The organism is Lacinutrix neustonica (assembly GCF_026625145.1).
In the GTDB taxonomy this organism is placed as follows: Bacteria; Bacteroidota; Bacteroidia; order Flavobacteriales; family Flavobacteriaceae; genus Lacinutrix; species Lacinutrix neustonica.
On sequence record NZ_CP113088.1, the window covers coordinates 1,334,800 to 1,354,915 of the forward strand.

Sequence of the window (20,116 nt, forward strand, 5' to 3'; positions counted from 1 at the left end):
CTCTACGCCATAAAAAAGAGAAATACTTTTCAGTATTTCTCTTTTTAGAAAATTATAATTCCTAATTGCTTCTAAGCAATTTTGTTTCTTTTGCGATCTGTTTCGGTTAACCTGATTTTACGTAAACGTAAGTGATTTGGCGTTACTTCAACGTACTCATCTTTTTGAATGTATTCTAATGCTTCTTCTAAAGAGAATTTAATTGCTGGAACAATTTTCGCTTTATCATCTGCACCAGAAGAACGTACATTACTTTGCTTTTTCGCTTTGGTAATATTTACAGCCATATCGTCTTGACGAGAGTTCTCACCAATAACTTGTCCTTCGTAAATACTTTCTCCAGGCTCAACAAAGAACTTCCCTCTATCTTGTAATTTGTCGATAGAGTAAGGAATCGCTGTTCCGTTTTCCATAGACACTAAAGAACCAGATATACGTCCTGGAATAGCGCCTTTTAATGGTTGATATTCTTTAAAACGGTGTGCCATAATAGCTTCACCTGCCGTTGCTGTTAATAATTGATTACGTAGACCAATAATACCACGAGAAGGAATCATGAATTCGCAAATCATACGTTCCCCTTTGGCTTCCATACTTAGCATTTCACCTTTACGCATGGTAACAAATTCTACCGCTCTACCGGACACACTTTCACGGAAGATCAATCGTCAATTCTTCAATTGGTTCACATTTTACACCATCAATTTCTTTAATGATTACTTGTGGTTGTCCAATTTGTAATTCGTAGCCTTCACGACGCATCGTTTCAATTAAAACCGATAAGTGTAATACACCACGACCAAAAACCATAAATTTATCTGCACTCCCCGTTTCTCCTAAACGTAAGGCTAAGTTTTTTTCTAATTCTCTCTCTAAACGGTCTTTAATATGGCGAGACGTTACAAACTTTCCGTCTTTTCCAAAGAAAGGCGAATCGTTAATAGTAAATAACATACTCATTGTAGGTTCATCTATTGCAATCGCCTTCAACCCTTCAGGGTTTTCTAAATCACAAATGGTATCTCCAATCTCAAAACCTTCTACACCTACTACGGCACAAATATCGCCAGTTTGAACGCTTTGTACTTTTTTACGTCCTAAACCTTCAAATATAAAGACCTCTTTTATTCTACTTTTTGTAACCGTACCATCTCTTTTTACTAAAGAAATTTGTTGTCCTTCAACAATGTTTCCTCTTTGCACACGACCAATCGCTATACGACCAGTAAAAGAAGAAAAATCTAAAGAGGTAATTAACATTTGCGTAGTACCTTCCTTAAAAACAGGTGTTGGAACATGCTCAACGACCATATCTAATAATGGTTCAATATTATTCGTTTCATTTCTCCAATCATCACTCATCCAATTATTCTTAGCCGAACCATAAACGGTTGGGAAATCTAATTGCCATTCTTCAGCACCTAATTCAAACATTAAATCAAATACTTTCTCATGAACCTCATCAGGGGTGCAATTTTCTTTGTCTACTTTATTAATAACCACACAAGGCTTTAAACCTAAGTCAATCGCTTTTTGTAATACAAAACGCGTTTGTGGCATTGGGCCTTCAAAAGCATCAACTAATAATACAACACCATCCGCCATATTCAAAACACGCTCTACTTCACCACCAAAATCGGCGTGACCAGGGGTGTCAATGATATTGATTTTTGTATCTTTATATACCACTGAAACGTTTTTAGAGGTAATGGTAATACCACGCTCACGCTCTAAATCGTTATTATCAAGAATTAAATCTCCTGTGTTTTCATTTTCACGAAACAATTGGCAATGGTACATGATCTTATCTACCAACGTTGTTTTCCCGTGATCTACGTGCGCAATAATTGCGATATTTTTAATATTAGCCATAATGTGTGCCTTATTTTAAGCGTGCAAAGGTACTTAATTTTTATTGATTTTTAATGTTTTAAATTTTATTTGGACATTTCCTTTTATAGCTACTCAAATTTAATGCCACAAAACACCTAAGTAACTGGGCTACAAAAGGTCGCGCTATCCGCTATATCTTTTTTGTGCATACCCGCAAACAAAAAAGGATGCCGCTACTATCGATAATGCATGACTAGCGCCTGTTGAGGAATATCATTTGTGTTTTGGTTTAAAGAAACGGTTCATAGCTTTAAAAAAGAGTTTTGCCTTTTTCGTTAAAGCTTTCAAGTTTTGCAGAAGCAAAATCGAACCTTTCTTCATTTGAAGGAAGAAATAAAACAAGGATTTCATTAGTTTCGTGATCATTCTTTTTTCAAACGTAGGGTCTCATGCCTACTCTTCAAACGCTCAACCTAGCATCACCTATTTCATTTAAAAATAACCAACATCCTAAATTCAGCACAAAAAAGTCTAAAATAAAATCAGCATCAATTATCTTTACAGCATAAATTAAGACTACAACTTATGAAATTGCAAGACATCCCTAAAATAAAACATACCAACAGTAATAATTTCTTCCTTTTATGTGGACCCTGTGCTATTGAGGGTGAGGAAATGGCCTTTAGTATTGCAGACCGCGTGCTAGAAATTACTAATAAATTAGAGATTCCGTTCATATTTAAAGGGAGCTTTAAAAAAGCAAACCGCAGTCGTATTGATAGCTTTACAGGTATTGGTAACGAAAAAGCATTAGAAATATTAGCAAAAGTTTCTGAAAAGTTTGACGTTCCTACGGTGACAGACATCCATGAAACCAGCGATGCTGCTTTAGCTGCGCAATATGTAGACGTATTACAAATTCCAGCGTTTTTAGTGCGCCAAACTGACTTAGTGGTTGCTGCAGCTAAAACAGGGAAAGTGGTTAATTTAAAAAAAGGCCAATTTATGAGTCCGGAAGCGATGAAACATGCGGTTCAGAAAGTAAAAGATGCCGGCAGTGAAAAAGCTTGGATTACAGATCGTGGCACCATGTTTGGCTATCAGGATATGATTGTCGATTTCCGTGGCATTCCAACCATGCGTCAATATGCTCCAACGGTTTTAGATGTCACCCATTCTTTACAGCAGCCTAACCAAAGCGCTGGGGTTACGGGCGGCAGACCGGACATGATTGAAACCATTGCCCGTGCTGGGATTGTAAATCATGTGGATGGTTTATTTATAGAAACGCATTTTGATCCCGCAAATGCGAAAAGCGATGGGGCTAATATGTTACATTTAGATAATTTAGAAGGGTTATTGACGCATTTAGTTGCCATTAGAAAGTTGGTAAACTCTTTTTAGCGCTCCTTCTTATAAAAGCTTTTATCTTTATATAAATGCACTTCTTCAAGAATAGACCTTAGAACCGTATCATTAATCTGTTCTAAGGTTTTATAGCGTAACGACTTAACGATTTTTCGCTTTTCTCCTATTAGGTGTTCTGTGTATTTTGTAATGTAACTAGAATGCCAAAAGGCAACATCTACATAATCCTTGCTTTGCCTAATATAGCATATGGGACGCTTTCCAACATAATAACAAGGCATGTGCCATTTGTATTTTAATTCTATTCCTAGAATGGCCTGCTCAATCACGGTTTGCACATGCATTAACATCGAACGGTAAGGTTCGGGTTGATTAAGAATATATACGGCTGCAGGATTCATAAAAATAAGACTCGTTAAAATAAGGTTATCAATCCAATCACAATTAATGCTATACCAATGGCCGCCTTAAAGGGCATTAATTTATCAGAGAATTTAAGTAGCGTGTTACCAAAAGCAGCTGCTTTACCAAGAACGTGAGTTAGCAGCAAAATACCCCCGAGAACACTTACAATATTAGCAAGCCAACCGCCGTGACCAAACAGTCTTATTAATCCCAATATGACCAAGATTCCTCCAATAACGGTTTGAAACGGCACCGGAGCACTAGCAATCATATTAAAAAAATGACGTTTACCATCCCATTTATCTAGCGTTGCTAAACCTAGTAATATACCCCCAGCAATATTTGCTAGAGTTAAAAGTGTAACGATCATAATGTATTTTGTTTTAACTCTAAAGTTACTTAAAAAACGCGGTTCGAGATCGGCGTCTTTACAAAAAATTTGAATCGAAGTTATCCTGAATCACAAAAGCCTTCTCTGTTGGCGTGCCCGGAACCCCTGTTCTATCACTGCGTTATTAGTGCTAAATTGATATTAAAATGCAACCTTGTCAGGATCGTAGAGTTTTCTCTATAATATTGACAGCACTCTGAATAGCGTCCCTTTTTTAAAGGCATTCGTCTTTTAATAGAAAGCGTGCTCTAAATTGTGATACTTTTAACTTGTACAGTTCAAATATTTTAACTTACTTTGTAATTCAAAGTACTTTTATTATGAGCACACAAGATTATCTAAAAGACATTACTGAGATTAAAAATTTAATGAATAAATCGTCTCGCTTTATTTCATTGAGTGGTTTATCGGGTGTTTTAGCTGGTGTTTATGCCCTATTTGGTGCAGGAGTAGCGTACTATATTGTAAAAACTTCAGCTCGAGGCTATTTAATTTTAGACGGCAGCATTTTTAAACTCTGTATCGCTATTTTGTTAGGTGTTGCTGTTTTAAGTGTACTCACTGGCATTTACCTTACCACGAAAAAAGCAAAAAAAAACGGCGAGAAAATATGGGACCGTTCTTCCAAACGGTTAATTCTTAATTTTTTGATACCTTTAGTTGTAGGTGGCCTTTATATCCTTACCACCCTCGGACACCAAAAATATGGACAAACTGGTGCGTTAATGCTTATCTTCTATGGTTTGGCTTTAGTGAATGCCTCGAAGTACAGTATTGGTGATATTCGTTATTTAGGTTTTACAGAAATTGCATTAGGCCTCATTGCCGCAGTGTTCCCGGGCTATGGTTTTTGGCTTTGGGTATTAGGTTTTGGTGTCATGCATATACTATACGGTGCAATCATGCATTTTAAATATGATTAAAATGAGTACAATTTTAAAAATAGCTTTAATAGCAACACTCTTAGTGTATGCTGGTGGTGTAGCCTACACCTACTATTCTAATAAACAGTTTCAAGAAAAAGTTGCTGTTTTCGACTTAGATAAAAACGGAGTAATTGATAAAACAGAAATAAACAAACAATCTAGTAGTCTTGCCAGGCAACAAGTGAAACGAAAAACGACTAAACAAGGGGCCTTAGTGTTAATTCCTGTGTCCTTAGTTATTGGTTTGTTTGTCTATGGTATTGCGTTTCTTTTTAGAAAAATCAAATTGACTAATGAGACTGCTATTTTTTATAAGAATACTAATAAATAGCCAAATATTCCTGCTTTCGCAGGAAAAGTATGAGCATCATAACAAACATAAACAAACTCTTTGACCACCGCATTAGATTAGGCATCATGTCTGTTTTAATGGTGAATGAGCATGCCGATTTTAATAGGCTTAAAGAACTTCTAGGAGCTACAGATGGCAATTTAGCAAGCCATACCAAAGCACTTGAAAAAGCTGAATACATCAAAATTGAAAAACAGTTTATTGGTAAAAAACCAAACACAAAATATAGCACTACCCCACTTGGTAAAGCTGAATTTAAAAAACACATTAATGCCCTAGAAAAATTAATACATAGATCATAACATATATTTTTTAACTATATGCTTTGAATTTCAAAGTACTTTTAAAAAACACAAACACAAAACAAGACATCAGTTGCTCATTCAAAATCTCACAAAGCGTATACTATTTCGCTTTTTAGATATCCCTTGACTTTACTTATCAAATGCTTATAATTTTAATAACCTAAATATATACTACAATGGAACACGCAAACGACACTAACAAAAACAAGTTTGGTAGCTGGTTAAAAACCTCTATTACTGCAAGATTAGCAATGGTTGGCTTCTTAACTTTGATTCTACTTATTCCTTTATTTTTTATTCAAAATTTAATAGATGAACGTACCAGGCGCCAAGATGATGTTGTTCAAGAGATTAATGATAAATGGGGAAATGAAGTCCTACTCTATGGCCCCATATTAAAAATACCCTATAAAACATTTACTGAAAAAACGGTAACCAATCAAGAAACAAAAAAAACCTTTACAGAAACTATAGAAAGTATAAACTATGCCTATTTCTTCCCTTCAACTTTAAATATTTCGGCCGCGGTTAACCCTGAAACCAAAGCGCGAGGCATTTTTAAAACAGCTGTTTATGATAGTGAGATGACACTTGACGGCTCGTTTAGTGTTCCGGATTTTAATCTTGGAGAAATAAACACAGATCACATCCTATGGGATAAAGCAAAAGTAGTCGTAAAAACCTCTAACCTAAAAGGGGTCACTACTGCAAAACTTGATTTTAATGGGCATGCTTTTGAATTCTCCTCCACGTACAATGGCAAAGCAATAACTCGTTACGATGAAGTCATCATGCACACTTTAGAAAGTAAAGTAATAAATAACTTAACTGAAGAATCGTTTACCAATAACATGGCCTTTCAACTTGACTTTAATGTAAAAGGAAGTGAGCAAATTCGTTTTATTCCTATTGGGAAAGAAACAAAAGCCAGTATGAGTTCGAATTGGAAAGACGCCAATTTCTTCGGTGAATTTTTACCTTATAATGACAATAAGTTCACCGCCAACGGGTTTAACGCTAAATGGCATATTCTAGACCTCAACAGGCCCTTTTCGCAACAATATTTCGAGTATTTACCAGGGTTAGAAGAATTTGCTTTTGGTATTAATTTCATGATACCCGTAGATGAGTATACCAAAAGTGAGCGTTCTGCCAAATATGGCTTTTTAGTTATTGGCTTAACGTTTTTATTATTCTTTTTAATTCAAACACTTAGTAAAATACACATTCATGCGTTTCAATATTTAATGATTGGTTTGTCATTAACCATGTTCTACACTTTACTCGTATCCATTAGTGAACATAGCAACTTCTTGAAAGCCTATTTAATTGCTGGAACCTCAGTCGTGTCATTAATTACACTTTATTCTAAATCCATTTTAAAAACCTGGAAATTTCCAACCTTTATTTTTTTGTCACTTATAGCCTTATACACTTTCATCTATGTTATCATTCAGTTAGAAAGCTATGCCTTAATTGTAGGAAGCATTGGTTTATTTTTAATATTGGCTTCAGTCATGTTCATCTCTAGAAAAATAGATTGGAAAAACGATTAATGTATTAATTCCTTTGAGAAAGCACTCCTCTACAAGTTTGTATGAGTGCCTCTTCATTAAAAACAAATCTTATGACACTCAAATTTCAATCTTATTTTTTCGCAGCATTCTGCACGTTATTATTACTAGAAATCGGTATTGCTTTATTCCTAAAAACGGGTTTTATAAGGCACACTGTTGGTGACTTTTTAGTGGTTATACTTCTTTATTGTTTTATAAAAAGTTTTTTAGACCTCAAAATAGTTTGCACAGCGCTCTCGGTACTATTTATTGCCTATGGGATAGAGTTTCTTCAGCTATATAATATTTTAACGTATTTAAATCTACGTGGGAATACAATGGCAGGCTTAATACTTGGCACTTCTTTTAGTATCCAAGATTTAGTTGCTTATGCTTTAGGAGTTATGTGCATTGCTTTTATCGATTTAAAAATATCAAAATCACGCCAAAAATGAAAACTATAAAATTTATACTTAAAAAAAACAAACAACAAAACCTAGCCCTACTCCGCATTCTATTATTTAGTTTCTTTTTATTGTCTACCGTAATAATAATCACTAAAACCGGCTATTTCCTTTTTTGAGTCTCGGAATGTCTTCTTAGCCAGTATTCCGTATGTCATCACGATGTTTCTTTCAGAAAAGAAAGACCTACCCAAAACAGGACGAGTGTTTGCTTTTATAGTTTGGTTACTATTTTTATCAAATGCGTTGTATATTATTACAGATTTATACCATTTACAAAGAAGTACAGCGCAGCTCATCCGGCTAGACACTTTAGTTATTATAACCTTCGCAACAACAGGAGCCGTCTTATTTTATTGTTCTCTAAACAAAATGATGAAAATCATTAAGAAACATTACAAAATAAAACAGGAAAAAATAGTAGTTATTCTCATCTGTTTTTTATCGGCTTTCGGAATTTATATTGGACGGTATTTGCGTTTTAATTCATGGGAAATATTAAGCAACCCTAAACCATTGATTAATAATGTTCTTTTACAGCCTAAAGCACATATTAAAGCTTGGTTATTTACTATATTATTCGGCCTATTATTAAGCTTTGGGCATTTTATTTTCAAGCGCTTTGCATTAAAAAAAACAAGAATTTAGTTTCATTTAAAATGGTTTTATTAAATTTAAAAGGTATCAATCAAAACAATAAAAAATGAAACACACGTTAATTGGCTTAATTCTTATAGCCAGTATTTTCTCATGCAAAACAGAAGAAAAAGAACAACCATTGGTTTTAGGTGATTTTGAAATGTCTCAAGAAACCATAGTTCATAACCAACCTATTAGCATTACTTACAATGGTAATGACAAAAATATGGAGGCCTTTTACTATCAGCTAAAAGGGTATAAAGCATATCCTGTAGACTTGAATTTTGAAAACAGTACCGCGACCATCGTTATTCCGGATTCTATAACTGCGGTAGCTTTCAACTTTAAAGTGGATGGTACGTATTTAAACAATGATAAAAAAGGCTATTTATTTGCCGTACAGGACCAAGAAGGGATACCTGTAGCTGGAAGTCAGTCCAGTTTAGAATATTATAAAACGAGCTACGGAGAACAATACGGATTAGAAGGTGATAACGCTATTTTTGTGTCTACCCTTATAAAAGAGGTCAATGAAAATGCCAAAGTAAAAGAAGTTTGGGAAGACCAATATTTAAACCTCATATTGAGAAACGATCGCGAAAAGGGTGAGACCATTGCTAACAAGTTAGCCCAAGAAATTTCAAGTAAAAAAGTTTTAACTGAAGCAGACTACAACCAACTACACAGTATCTATTCCATGACTCGGAAAAGTAATCTTGCCGATTCTTTAGCAGCAATAGCCACTGAAAAATTCCCAAAAGGAAAGATCAAGAAACAGATATTAATGAATCAATTTTATGATGCTAAGACTTTAGAAGAAAAAGAAGTTGTTTTTAATGAGCTGCATACAAACTTCGATATGGAACCTTCTTTATCTTATGCGGCTAGCAATATGGCCTCTGAGCATTTTAAAGCAGGAGACATGGAAGCGTTTAAACAATATGCCGACAAAATTGAAAGCCCTAGTGATAAGGCAGGAATGTATAACAGTGTCGCTTGGCCTTTAGCTGAGAAAGGAGAACATTTAGAAACGGCAGCTGAGATTTCAAAAGCATCATTAGAATTAATGAAAGCGCAACAAAATAGTACAGAGGGCAAACCTGAATATTACTCTGAAAAACAGCACAAAAAAAATCTACAGCGTTCGTATAACATGTACGCCGATACATATGCCTTAATTCAATACAAATTAGGAAACACTAAAGAAGCAATTACCTATCAAGCTCAAGCGATTGGTGATGGTCTGAATACCGAAATCAACGAGCGTTATATAGAGTTTTTAGTTGCCGATAAGCAATATGAACGTGCCAATGAGAAAGCAAATGTCTTTTTAAATGCAGGTCACGGTACAGAAAAAATGACAGCACTCTATAGAAAGTCGTATGCTCAAGCCCATCCAAATGCTACTGATTTTGATGCTATTATTGCCAATATAGAACAAAAGTCTCGCAACAAGGCTTTAGACAACCTTAAAAAAGAGATGTTGGATGATGCTGCACCAGCATTTGAGCTTAAAAATTTAGATGGTAAAACGGTATCCTTAGAGTCTTTAAAAGGCAAGACGGTGATTCTAGATTTACGGGCGACCTGGTGCGGACCATGCAAAGCGTCTTTCCCTGGTATGCAACAAGTGGTTGAAAAATATGAAGGAGATGAAAACGTTGTCATACTTTTTGTAGATACTTTTGAAGATGGTGCAAACAGAGAACAAGACGTGGCTCAATTTATTACAGATAACAAATACGATTTCCATGTATTAATTGATGGCAAAATAAAGGACAGCGACAAATACGAAGTAGCCAATAAATATGGTATTTCCGGAATACCTACAAAAATTGTTATTGGACCAAACGGACGTATTAAATTTAAATCTGTTGGGTTTAGTGGTAGTAACGATAAGCTAAAACAAGAAATGGATTTGATGATAGATTTAGTAAAATCATAAACCTTTAACTACAAAAAAATAAAAGAGGCTCTAGATTAGAGCCTCTTTTATTTATAGTTAATGTAGTAACAATTGTTAGCTAACACAGTAACAAGTTATTGATGGTCTAGGCCTTGACTTATAGTAAAATCTATGGTTATTTTATTGGCAACTTCAATAGTGGTATCATCGATTGTTTGAGGTTCAAAACTCCCCGTTGTAGTACCTGCAGCCATAGGGTTATTATCGTCGTCTACGACCACGCTTATAACCGTGATAGCATCAACAATAGCTATGTTTGCCTAGTGGGGTATATTATTAAGCCCTTCGATAGGTTTTGGTTTGAGCTATATTATAAACCAGTGACACCGAAAAATGACAATCAGCCCACTTACAATTTAAATACAGCCATTACATCAAGAGGCATTTTTTATGAATTCAGCAGGATAGTCTGTATCTCTATTTTTATCTTGAACTTTCCTTACTATAGACCTCACCCTGTTTCTGGTTAATATTCGGGCAAATTAGACAAAAACTTATTAAAAAAACCAGGCACCGCAATAACTTTTCCTTTTAATAAGGCGTTATAACCGTAAGCTGCTACTTGTTTCGGGCACGCAAAGTTAAAGCTGATTTTATTTTCGGAGGTGGTGTTAGACACCACTTTTTGGAATCCCGTATTGGTTTGTCCTGGACACAAAACGGTTACTGAAACCCCAGTACCTTTAAGTTCATTGGCTATTGCCTCAGAGAATGAAAGCAAATACGATTTTGATGCATAATACAAAGCCATCATAGGTCCTGGCATAAATGCCGCTAAAGAAGACACATTTAGAATTTTACCGGAGTTACGAGAGACCATATCCTGAAGTACCAACTTGGTTAGGTGTGTCACCGTTAAAATATGTAAATGCAACATGTTGGATTCTTGTTCCCAAGATGTATTTATAAACGAACCAAAAACACCAAACCCTGCATTGTTAATAAGGATCTCTATTTTTCTATGTTTAATTTGATCGTAAACGACTTTTGCACTATTTACGTGACTTAAATCGGTAACTATAATATGTACGTTACCCCCGTATTTTGTTTCAATTTCAGATTTTACTTCTTTTAATTTTTTTTCGTCAACATCTATTAACACTAAGTCGTAGTGGTCTGCTACAAGTAAAAGCATTAATTCATATCCTAATCCGGATGCTGCTCCAGTGACTACTGCTAGCTGAGACATATATTTAATTTAAATTACGCTTTCCCGTCTACATAATCTTGCAAATACGCAAAACGGTCTGTAAGCTTACCCTCATGTGTGGTCATCCTTGCCCGTTCTAAAATACCATTGGCATCGGCATTAAAAAAAGCAGGAATAACATGTTCTAAAAACATCGTACCGAACCCTTCGCTCGCATCTTTTGGTAACTCGCAAGGTAAATTATCGACGGCCATTACGGTTATGGCATTTTTCGCATTGAAAGGCACCTCTTTCTCCGCTTGTGGGTCATAACCATAAAAAGGGTCTGCTATAGTAGAGGCTCTTAATGTGGAAGCGACAGGACCATCGACGTCACATGAAATATCTGCGACTAAATTTATTTTAAAATCCGGATGTTTTGCCTCCTCCCTTGTAAACAAATATGGGGCATTATTACCATAAAAGTGTCCTGCTATAAAAAAATCGGTTTGCTTAGCGTAAGGCATAAAATTACTTTCGTAATCACTAGGGTCTTTGTAAAAAGCATGCTTATCGCCTACTTTACCATCTTTGCGCTTCGCATATTCCATAACATCAGCCATGCAATACACAGGTTCATTAAAAGCAGTCGTTAAAAATAACGCATCATTCACTTGTTTAATTTTTAAGTACTCCAGTATTTCTTTTGCCCCATGCGCCACTTTACCAGTTCCTGTAAGTAAAATTTTAATATTAGGGAGTTTGATTTTGTCCAACTCGCGTTTCACATCTTCTAAATCTGTCAAGGCCTCTACTTTAGGCAAATTATAGAGTCCGTCACGCAAACCTAAGGCTCTAAACCCATTATAAGCACCTACTAATCCAGCATAACGCCCAAAACCAATGAGGCGTGCACCGTTCTTTTTTGTAATGGTTTCATGATCAAAAAGTTCGATTTTTTTATCTAAAATAGCCCTAAGTAATTCGCGGTTATAGGGTTGTTTTTTTATAGTATGGCTGAAGAAAAAATATTTTTTATGTGGAATCAAGGCGTCGATGGGCACTTCTTTTACGCCAAATAAAACATCGGCGTCAGATACGTCTTGAGAAACGGTAAATCCTAAATCCCTATAATCTGAATCTTTAAAAACACGAATGTCTGAAGCCTCCACCACAATTTCGACTTGAGGATAACGCGCTTTCACTATCTTTAATTCTTGTGGTGAAAAAACGACACGGCGGTCTCGGTGGGTTTTTGCGTTCTTTTATAATGGCGAATTTCATTGAAGAGTATTTTTTGTTAGTGCTAAGTAGGCAGCCTTATTTTTTTGGCTAAATTACTTTTATTAAAGGCGTTTCGCAAATAAAGTTACTAAGCCCTTGAAACTTCACTTTCTAGCTTTAAAACAAAACCACCGTCGTCTTGTTTAATATATAACGCTTTGTTTCCGCTTTCACCATGCCGAGTGACTTGAGTGCCTTTAATCGTTTTAGTAACGCTGTTTCTGTAAGCTTGCTCTACGCGACCAGTAGCTGTGCCCTTTCCCCATGTCCATTTTACTTTTGTTCCTGTTCTAATCATGCTTTTTTGCCATTAAAATACTCTTTTATACGGTTAGTTTATCTTAAATTTTATTTAAAACTGTTCGCGCACAGCCTTTGCTTCACTATTTTTAGTAATTTTGCAGACCAAGGAATACTATTTATCGTTTTTTGGTATTGAAGTCTTTTTGAAGCACACTTAAACGGTGTTTAGGTAACTTGTTTTTAAATTCCTTCAATAAAGTAAATTAAACATTTGCTATTTCATTTAATGGGGTCGACTGGTTTTGACAGCGAGATTAATGAAGTAGTAAGCACGTCGAGTAATGAGATTACACTCGTAAATCCTTATTTCAACTTTTTAAACGGCGAGAATAACTACGCTTTAGCTGCCTAATCCGAATTATAGTAGGATTAAGCCTCGGCTCACTAGGTGAGCAAGCTTTATGTCTCCGGAAAGCCTTGATTGACGGCGTTCCATTTGAGATATCGTAAATGTCAATATAGACTAGGTAGCGCTTTGATGCCTAATTGAAACTAAAGAAGATAAGTTAAAAGTAGGTTGTCTTTAACCAGCTTTTAATCGAAAACCCAAGAAAAGAATAAACGTGTAGAAAGCTATTTGATTACTTGTTTGGACGAGAGTTCGATTCTCTCCGACTCCACAATAAGCGCAATTTTATTGCGGATTAAAATAAAAAAAATCTGACAAGCTCGCTTGATCAGATTTTTTTATTTAATACGTTTGTCTTGGAAAGACAATACAATGCATTTACAATTTCGGAATGGAGTGAATGGCGTAGCTAATCGCTCCGACTCCACAATTAAACGCAACGTGTTTGCGGTTTTTAGCATAAAAAGGGCTACAAGTTTTACTTGATTGCCCTTTTTTGTTTAAAAGCATCCGGGCGGTAAGCACAGCACGTTGCAATTACCATATGGGAGTGGTAGTAAACAGCACAGCTAATCGCTCCGACTCCACGATTAAAAAAGCGCAAACACCTTATAGGTGATTGCGCTTTTTTAGTTTATTAGTTCTATTTTTTATGCTTTAAAAACGGAAGCCGGCAGTAAAAATGATACGACTGTCCTCGACGCTTTGGTAATACCCAATGTTTGCGGTAAACGCCTGAAACCCATTAATAAATATGGAGCCCCCGTAGCTGTCATGCCATTGGTTGGAATCTTCATTCTCATTCCAAACACGCCCAAGATCATAGCCTCCTGTCACGCCTATTCTTAGGGGTACAAATCCGGTACGGACTTCTAAAAAACAAACCCTCAAGTCTGTGGTTTGAAAAAAGGAGGTCTCTCCTAAAAAACGATCGTTTCGAAAGCCACGAAGACTGGTATTGCCACCTACAGTCGCCGCGTGATAAAATTCATAAGAATCTCCAAGAATAAAATTAGCCTGTGCTTTAGTCGCTAGAGTGACCAACCCGCTTTCATGAATGGGATAAATAAACGACGCTGTTGGTTTTATGTAAGACAACTGGTTATCAAATTCAGAATCCACAGACTGCTTATAACCGGCCACGACTCCTAATTCCAAGCCGCGACGTGGTAAACTTAGTAATCCTGATTTATTATTGAAATGAATCCCAACTTCTCCACCTACATACATTTGATTTTCAAAAACATCATTAGCCGCATTAAAAAATCCTTCAGCGAACCCATTTTCAAAATCTTCTACCTCGTAAGATTCAACGCCTGCTGCGATATGTGCACTCACATTACCACTGGTCTTATAAATTAACGATGGCTGGAAATGCCATTGACTAATTTTTGTGCGGTTAAAATCCATATCCACAGCATCCGGATTGTAAACCGTTTCATTTCCTACACCAAAAAAGTTAACAGCAAAATTAGCACTGGTAATACGTGCATCTAAACCCAAATTCCAATTTTGGAAAACATGTGCAAATTCACCATTATAGGAGACTTCGAAACCTTGAGTTGCAGAATAGTAAGACGCATTAACAGTATGTTGTGTGGTGAACGGGTTGCGCAATAGTGCGTATGTTGTATAGGTGTTTGTTAATCCTGCATTTAAACCCGCATCTCGGATCGAAACCAATAGCAGGCAACAACACATTGTTTGAGTATTTACGTTTTTGGGGATCAAAATTATTAATGTCGTATGAATCAGTTAGCTTCTTACCAACTGCACCGTTAAAGGTATTCTTCTTCGATTTATAATCGTAAACGGTAACGGCGCTGTTGTTGGTTACATTATAGATGTCATTTTCTTCACCTCCAAAAATTTTAAGCTTGATATAATCATTGCCTTCGCCGGATATTGAAATCGTATCGTCACCATCTAAAGCATAGATCCAAATCTCTTTAGTTTTGTCTTTCTCGTAGCTATTTTCAAAAATAATCTTCTCTTTATGCGTAATACTAATAGTTGTTTTACCATTAGGCTGCCTTAAAATATCAATCGTATTATCTTTATTAGTCGCCACAAGTATTTCGTGTTCCTTAAAATAATCGTAATACGCTTGAGCAATCGACACCATATTTTCGCGTCTTTGCTTTAGAGTGGATTTAATAGAATTAATACTTTCATCTTTAGTATCTTCTAAAAGATTGGCGAAAGCCTTATCTATAACAGCATCAGTGAGTTGATTCTGAATAGTCTCTGCCTGTTTTTTCCAGTCTGCCCAACTGGCACGGTTTATAAAGTTCTTATCTAAATAATACACCGCGTTATTAAAGGTTTTAACGTTTTTAATTTCAGCATTATAACTCTGCATGTTTCTCGCCAGTGGTGATACCGCTTTTAATATAAAAGGAAAGACACCATCGTATTTAGAAAAGGCTTGATCACGATCTCTTGGAATAGGTTTATACAGTTTTGTACCATCCTTATCTTCATGCAAAGCCCAGCGCCATTGATCTTCATGTCTGTCCCAATCGTTAACAAGCATATCGAATAATCGTGCTCTCAAATAACTGTCTTCATCAATTTGAGCATCTTTATCGTTTTGAAGTTCCAGTAGCATGTCTGTCGTACTAATGATATCATCGGCATTACCAAAAATATCAAATGTCTTATTTTCATCCCCCACATGCTCTTCAATCATATACAGTTTATCCCCATAATTTTCATTAAAACGCCCCAAACGTTCCTGCTTGGGTAAATACACGATTCTTGGGTTCGCATGAGAAATGTCTATCGCGTCTAAGAGCTCGTTGATAGCGAATTGCGCATAAGGCTGGGCTGTGGTGTAATAATCCTGTACAATAGATTCTGCCACCGTATTATCCATATAGTCTAGAACATAATGGTCCTTAATTTTAGATTGAATAAACCGCACCCCACTTTTACGTAGTTCCCTTACCGTAAATTCGTTTTCATTATCATCAATTAATCGCAAACTCCTAGATTGGTTCCCACCACCTTCGGTGATTGCTCTTACGTTATTTGGTAAGTTTTCTAAGAATAATACAGGTGCTTCAATCTCCTTACCATAAACAGGTCTGTAGTGATCGCCCCAAAACCATTTGTAAAATCCGATTTATTAACTTCTTCTGCAGTATAAATAGACGCTTTATAAGTGGAGCCGAAGGCGTCGCTCGTATGGTATTCAAAATCTTCTAAGACGCCTTTTTTTAACTTGATATTAGAGGTAAACACCTTTTTAACCGCTTCTCCGGTGACGGTGTATATTTCAACCTCAGAACTGCCATCTTTAAACACATTTAGCTTGGCATAACCGTTTTGGCTAGAGACAAAATAGCCTTTCTTTTTTTATTTTTTGTTTTTGTATTGTTTCCTAGGGCGCCACTGATTATCTGAGGGATCCCATCGTGCATTAAAAATTGTAAATTCTTATCACCACCGAGACACAAATATGATATCGTTAAACTGGCTTGCCAAGGTTTCTAATCGGCCCACCAAATATTGCATGTCTTTGTGGTAATAGGCTTGTTTAGAGAGCCCTCCCATTCTATCAACTAGTCCTTGTCTTGTCGCCGTTAACACAGGATGGTGCAATGCGACTACAATGGTTTTATTCTGCTCATCTTTAAGTTCATCTTTGAATGCCAAAAAAAACTGTTCTCTCGTTTTTATTTCACAGTCATTGTTAATATAGGGATGGGTATCCCAATCTTCAAGATACCATTGAGTATCGACCATGACCAACTCGACGTTATCACTTAAACTTTCACGTTCTATGGGACAACCATCGTTAGGCCAAAATTTGGCGTCACTATTGTCTTGCAAATAAGATTCTAAATCGTCTATATTTTTATGCCCGCCTTTGTTCCATTCATTTTGTCCTGGAATAAAAATCACCTGACCATTAAACTCAGAAAGTGGTTCTAGTACGTGCGCCTTAAGAAAGGCTTCCTCCTTTTTTCGATCTTCAGTATTTTCTCGGATACCCATTGGATCGCGTGCTATTCCCCAAAGCAACAAATGCCGCGTTAGAATCTTTTTGTGAAGCATCTACGATCGCTTTTAATACCGTATTGGCATTAAAATTTTTATCCAACCCGATATTAGAGGTCAAATAGATACTTTTTGAAATCTCTTTGTCCGTTTCTTGAGCAAATACATGCGTCGTAACCCCAGCGAATAGTAGTATTAAGAGTAAGTATTGAATTTTTAATAGGTGCTTTGAAGGTAAATGAGCTGTCATAGATTATAATATTGATGCGCAAAAGTCCTAAATTAATAATTGGTACATTACGTTTATTCAAAATAATATTGAACCATTCGCTATTTTTTGAATTCTAATACCTCAAGACTCGTTTTACCAATACCTCAATCTAGGTCTCCATTACCCTTTAAAACTGAAACAAAAACCATTTTACATGGATGGTCAATTTCGGAATGGAGTGAACAGCGTAGCTAATCTTTACCTTATTTTATCTGATATTAATACTCTTAGAATTTAACAAGATGGTCTCATTTGATTGCGTTTTTCAGCTAACAGAATAATTAAATCTACTTTTAACTCTGCTTTAATATCATCTCGCTGGTTCAAGTCTGTATATTTAGCTTTATCATCTACAACTTTCTTAACCTCTTTAGCAAGAGGTATCAATTTATTCTCTCGGATAATTAAAATCATATTTATGCGCTATGGCTTTTAAAATATCATAAAAGGCTTTTTCCTCTAAATCGATACCCAAGTCTTGAAAAGTGTTTTTTTCTTTTCTAAGTTCATGATATAAATCGATTATTTCATTTGTAAAATCTTCTAGAACGTTACTCTGTAGAATATCAGATTCTTTTCTTTCATTATATTTATCAACAATACTTTTGAACTTTTCAGAAAAATCTATGCCTTGTATTTTATTAGTTTTCTTTAACTCATCTATTGCTTTCAATAAGAGCTGTTTTAAAAGTTTAATTTTAGTATTGGGTAGTTTTATTTTTTCGATTTTAGCTAAATAAGCTTCATCAAAAATATCTATTTCCTTTTGTGTGTCTTCACCTAGTTTAAAAATCTCTTCTACACCATCACTTTTTAAAGCCTCTTTTATAAGTTCTCTAACCTTAGCATTCATTTGTGATGTATCTGGCGCATTGCCTTTGGTTAATTTAAAAACAATAGAACGAATCGCTAAGTAAAAATGAATGCAATCTTTCTGAATGTCTGTAAACGTTTCACTGCCACAACAAATATTATAAGCAGCTTTTAAACGCTTTACAATATTCATAAATCGGGTTTCTATGTTTTTGGTAAGCTGCACATATTCTGCACCATTATTTAAACATTCTAATTGCTTGATACCAACTCCGGAAAAATAACCTGAAGCATCAAACTCATGGAACAGTTTTGCTAACAAATCTAATTGGTCTTTAACAACAACTATAGAGGTTTCTATATCTTCAAAGTTCTGCCCATCAACCGCAGAATACTGTTTTAATGCCAAGTTCATCTGCTTTTTAAACCCTATACAATCGCTTACATTACTTTTTCAGCCAAATACTTTTGTACCTCGTACACATCAATGCTTTTATTAAACTTTTTACTTACCGAGGGCATGTTTTCACTTGATATCCAGATCTTTAATTCGGCATCCAAATCGAAGGTTCCCGAGGTTTCTAATGAAAATCTAGAAATACTTTTATAAGGCATAGACTTGTATTCAACTTTACTTCCTGTTACGCCTTGTACGTCTATTAGTATTAATCGTTTGTTGGTAAACATAAATACGTCTCTAAACAGCTTAAAACCGAGTTCTATTTGCTCGTTATCTGTTAATAACCGCCCGTATTTCTCGTTGAGTTGTTCTGCAGATACTTCGCTCGCGTTTCCTAATATTTTATTTAATAATCCCATGCGTTTTGTTTTTAATTTATAATTAATGTTGATAGCATCTTTGATTAGCATTTTTTGTTTTGCGCTTACAGCGTTTCTTAGCTTTGGTTTTACCAGTACATTGTTTTGCTGTTACTGTTCTTACCGGTGTAGTACTTTGTTTGTTTTCTAACAATCCATTGGTTGCTGACGTTTGCGTATTAGGCTTACAAACAGAACAGGCAGAAAACCCAAGCGCTTTTGCTTTTTCAAGCGTGTATGCCTTTTTAGAATACTTTAAATAGCGACAACTGGAGGTATGGTATTTTTCTCCTGTTTTGGTCGTGTAAACGGTTTGACTTATTGCGGTGTTTACAAATGCAAAGGATAGTATTACTAATAAAAGTTTTAAGGGTTTCATTTAAACTTATGCCGATTTTTAATCCTTTTTTTGATTTTGTTTTTTCAATCGATAGGCTTCTTTTTTATTCGCGCGCCATTGCCAAGGCGCAATAGCCTGTGGCTCTTGCCATAACCCCACTTTATCTTTTCTCGCTTTGTCCTCTAGGCCTTGTAAGATAGTATCTTTTGAGTATTTTAAATAATGCCAGGCCAATCCGTTTTTAACTAACTCTTGATTAAGGTTTATAGAATCGCCATAGAACACATTGGCAATTAAACGCCGGTATCTATCTTTTTTTAAGACTTGAACTGTTACTTTTTTACTAAAAATAGCTGCTGAAACAAATTCCTTTGCCTTCATGGAATACGCTTGCTTTTTTTCTCGGGCAGTCTATATTTGCTAACCTTACTTTAACAGTTGTTGAATCTTTTGTTAACAATTTAAAGGTGTCGCCATCCATGATACCAACGACTTTGCCAGTAAGGATTGTTGGTTTAGCCTTTTCTGAAATGCTAAATGCTAATAACAGAACTAAAAGTGATAATGAGGATAACCAAAGCTTAGACATAGGATATAT

Annotated in this window: 24 protein-coding genes, 1 other RNA gene and 2 pseudogenes; 9 read left to right on the forward strand and 18 right to left on the reverse strand. The window is 35.6% G+C overall.

Translation table 11 applies throughout. From position 1 onward, the window contains the following. Positions 1–71 precede the first annotated feature (71 nt). Positions 72–1,872, reverse strand: a pseudogene (typA, locus tag N7U66_RS07395) (translational GTPase TypA). Between the two features lie 546 nt (positions 1,873–2,418). Between typA and kdsA the strand changes: the two are divergent. After that, positions 2,419–3,237, forward strand: a complete 819-nt coding sequence (gene kdsA / locus N7U66_RS07400) for a 3-deoxy-8-phosphooctulonate synthase (protein WP_267677933.1) — start codon at positions 2,419–2,421, stop codon at positions 3,235–3,237. On the opposite strand, the gene N7U66_RS07405 is transcribed toward kdsA, so the two are convergent. Together N7U66_RS07405 and N7U66_RS07410 are read right to left on the reverse strand one after the other, a co-directional pair. After that, positions 3,234–3,602: a DUF1801 domain-containing protein gene (locus N7U66_RS07405; RefSeq protein ID WP_267677934.1), complete on the reverse strand. Its 369-nt coding sequence runs from the start codon at positions 3,600–3,602 to the stop codon at positions 3,234–3,236. The two genes, kdsA and N7U66_RS07405, sit on opposite strands and share 4 nt — an antisense overlap. Positions 3,603–3,616: 14 nt before the next feature. Then, the gene (locus N7U66_RS07410; RefSeq protein WP_267677935.1) at positions 3,617–3,976 is read right to left on the reverse strand and encodes a hypothetical protein; all 360 of its coding nucleotides are present in this window, start codon (positions 3,974–3,976) and stop codon (positions 3,617–3,619) included. Between the two features lie 341 nt (positions 3,977–4,317). Here N7U66_RS07410 and N7U66_RS07415 point away from each other — a divergent pair, with 341 nt between their 5' ends. From N7U66_RS07415 to N7U66_RS07445, 7 genes are all read left to right on the forward strand, one after another. After that, positions 4,318–4,920, forward strand: a complete 603-nt coding sequence (locus N7U66_RS07415) for a hypothetical protein (RefSeq protein WP_267677936.1) — start codon at positions 4,318–4,320, stop codon at positions 4,918–4,920. A gap of 1 nt (position 4,921) precedes the next feature. Then, a complete protein-coding gene (locus tag N7U66_RS07420) occupies positions 4,922–5,254 on the forward strand; it encodes a hypothetical protein (protein ID WP_267677937.1) in 333 nt (110 codons plus the stop codon). 29 nt (positions 5,255–5,283) lie between these two features. Next, complete coding sequence (locus tag N7U66_RS07425; RefSeq protein ID WP_267677938.1) at positions 5,284–5,577, forward strand: winged helix-turn-helix domain-containing protein; 294 nt, start codon at positions 5,284–5,286, stop codon at positions 5,575–5,577. A gap of 179 nt (positions 5,578–5,756) precedes the next feature. Next, positions 5,757–7,136, forward strand: coding sequence for a cell envelope integrity protein CreD (gene creD, locus N7U66_RS07430; protein ID WP_267677939.1), 1,380 nt, complete (start codon positions 5,757–5,759; stop codon positions 7,134–7,136). 71 nt (positions 7,137–7,207) lie between these two features. Continuing rightward, positions 7,208–7,591: a ribosomal maturation YjgA family protein gene (locus N7U66_RS07435; RefSeq protein WP_267677940.1), complete on the forward strand. Its 384-nt coding sequence runs from the start codon at positions 7,208–7,210 to the stop codon at positions 7,589–7,591. A gap of 114 nt (positions 7,592–7,705) precedes the next feature. Further along, positions 7,706–8,248 carry a DUF1361 domain-containing protein gene (locus N7U66_RS07440; protein ID WP_267678492.1) on the forward strand — a complete coding sequence of 181 codons (543 nt, stop codon included), beginning with the start codon at positions 7,706–7,708 and terminating at the stop codon, positions 8,246–8,248. Between the two features lie 55 nt (positions 8,249–8,303). Then, a complete protein-coding gene (locus N7U66_RS07445) occupies positions 8,304–10,184 on the forward strand; it encodes a TlpA family protein disulfide reductase (protein WP_267677941.1) in 1,881 nt (626 codons plus the stop codon). A gap of 95 nt (positions 10,185–10,279) precedes the next feature. Here the strand turns inward: N7U66_RS07445 and N7U66_RS07450 are convergent, their stop codons facing one another. The 4 genes and pseudogenes from N7U66_RS07450 to N7U66_RS07465 all read right to left on the reverse strand — a co-directional run bounded on the left by N7U66_RS07450 (position 10,280) and on the right by N7U66_RS07465 (position 12,916). Then, entirely contained in the window at positions 10,280–10,426 is a 147-nt protein-coding gene (locus N7U66_RS07450) for a hypothetical protein (RefSeq protein WP_267677942.1), read from the reverse strand. Between the two features lie 245 nt (positions 10,427–10,671). Continuing rightward, positions 10,672–11,394, reverse strand: a complete 723-nt coding sequence (locus N7U66_RS07455; RefSeq protein WP_267677943.1) for an SDR family NAD(P)-dependent oxidoreductase — start codon at positions 11,392–11,394, stop codon at positions 10,672–10,674. A gap of 14 nt (positions 11,395–11,408) precedes the next feature. Continuing rightward, positions 11,409–12,618 (reverse strand): annotated as a pseudogene (locus tag N7U66_RS07460) (NAD(P)-dependent oxidoreductase). Positions 12,619–12,706: 88 nt separating this feature from the next. Continuing rightward, on the reverse strand, positions 12,707–12,916 hold the full coding sequence (locus N7U66_RS07465; protein WP_267677944.1) for a hypervirulence associated TUDOR domain-containing protein: 210 nt from the start codon (positions 12,914–12,916) through the stop codon (positions 12,707–12,709). A gap of 233 nt (positions 12,917–13,149) precedes the next feature. On the opposite strand from N7U66_RS07465, the gene ssrA reads away from it, so the two are divergent. Beyond that, positions 13,150–13,544: a transfer-messenger RNA gene (ssrA, locus tag N7U66_RS07470) on the forward strand. Positions 13,545–13,927: 383 nt separating this feature from the next. Here the strand turns inward: ssrA and N7U66_RS07475 are convergent. From N7U66_RS07475 to N7U66_RS07525, 11 genes are all read right to left on the reverse strand, one after another. Next, positions 13,928–14,887: a BamA/TamA family outer membrane protein gene (locus tag N7U66_RS07475; RefSeq protein ID WP_267677945.1), complete on the reverse strand. Its 960-nt coding sequence runs from the start codon at positions 14,885–14,887 to the stop codon at positions 13,928–13,930. Further along, positions 14,853–16,256, reverse strand: a complete 1,404-nt coding sequence (locus N7U66_RS07480; RefSeq protein WP_267677946.1) for a hypothetical protein — start codon at positions 16,254–16,256, stop codon at positions 14,853–14,855. The genes N7U66_RS07475 and N7U66_RS07480 overlap by 35 nt, the downstream gene beginning before the upstream one ends. A gap of 59 nt (positions 16,257–16,315) precedes the next feature. Continuing rightward, the gene (locus N7U66_RS07485) at positions 16,316–16,579 is read right to left on the reverse strand and encodes a hypothetical protein (protein WP_267677947.1); all 264 of its coding nucleotides are present in this window, start codon (positions 16,577–16,579) and stop codon (positions 16,316–16,318) included. Between the two features lie 135 nt (positions 16,580–16,714). Beyond that, entirely contained in the window at positions 16,715–17,272 is a 558-nt protein-coding gene (locus tag N7U66_RS07490; RefSeq protein ID WP_267677948.1) for a hypothetical protein, read from the reverse strand. After that, entirely contained in the window at positions 17,250–17,525 is a 276-nt protein-coding gene (locus N7U66_RS07495) for a hypothetical protein (RefSeq protein WP_267677949.1), read from the reverse strand. The genes N7U66_RS07490 and N7U66_RS07495 overlap by 23 nt, the downstream gene beginning before the upstream one ends. 255 nt (positions 17,526–17,780) lie before the next feature. Beyond that, positions 17,781–17,960, reverse strand: coding sequence for a type I restriction enzyme endonuclease domain-containing protein (locus N7U66_RS07500; RefSeq protein WP_267677950.1), 180 nt, complete (start codon positions 17,958–17,960; stop codon positions 17,781–17,783). Then, complete coding sequence (locus N7U66_RS07505; RefSeq protein WP_267677951.1) at positions 17,935–18,774, reverse strand: DUF3387 domain-containing protein; 840 nt, start codon at positions 18,772–18,774, stop codon at positions 17,935–17,937. The genes N7U66_RS07500 and N7U66_RS07505 overlap by 26 nt, the downstream gene beginning before the upstream one ends. A gap of 26 nt (positions 18,775–18,800) precedes the next feature. Then, complete coding sequence (locus tag N7U66_RS07510; RefSeq protein WP_267677952.1) at positions 18,801–19,178, reverse strand: PH domain-containing protein; 378 nt, start codon at positions 19,176–19,178, stop codon at positions 18,801–18,803. Positions 19,179–19,200: 22 nt separating this feature from the next. Next, the gene (locus tag N7U66_RS07515) at positions 19,201–19,557 is read right to left on the reverse strand and encodes a hypothetical protein (protein WP_267677953.1); all 357 of its coding nucleotides are present in this window, start codon (positions 19,555–19,557) and stop codon (positions 19,201–19,203) included. Between the two features lie 18 nt (positions 19,558–19,575). Further along, entirely contained in the window at positions 19,576–19,899 is a 324-nt protein-coding gene (locus tag N7U66_RS07520) for a thermonuclease family protein (RefSeq protein ID WP_267677954.1), read from the reverse strand. After that, the gene (locus N7U66_RS07525; protein WP_267677955.1) at positions 19,862–20,107 is read right to left on the reverse strand and encodes a thermonuclease family protein; all 246 of its coding nucleotides are present in this window, start codon (positions 20,105–20,107) and stop codon (positions 19,862–19,864) included. The genes N7U66_RS07520 and N7U66_RS07525 overlap by 38 nt, the downstream gene beginning before the upstream one ends. Between the last annotated feature and the right edge of the window lie 9 nt (positions 20,108–20,116).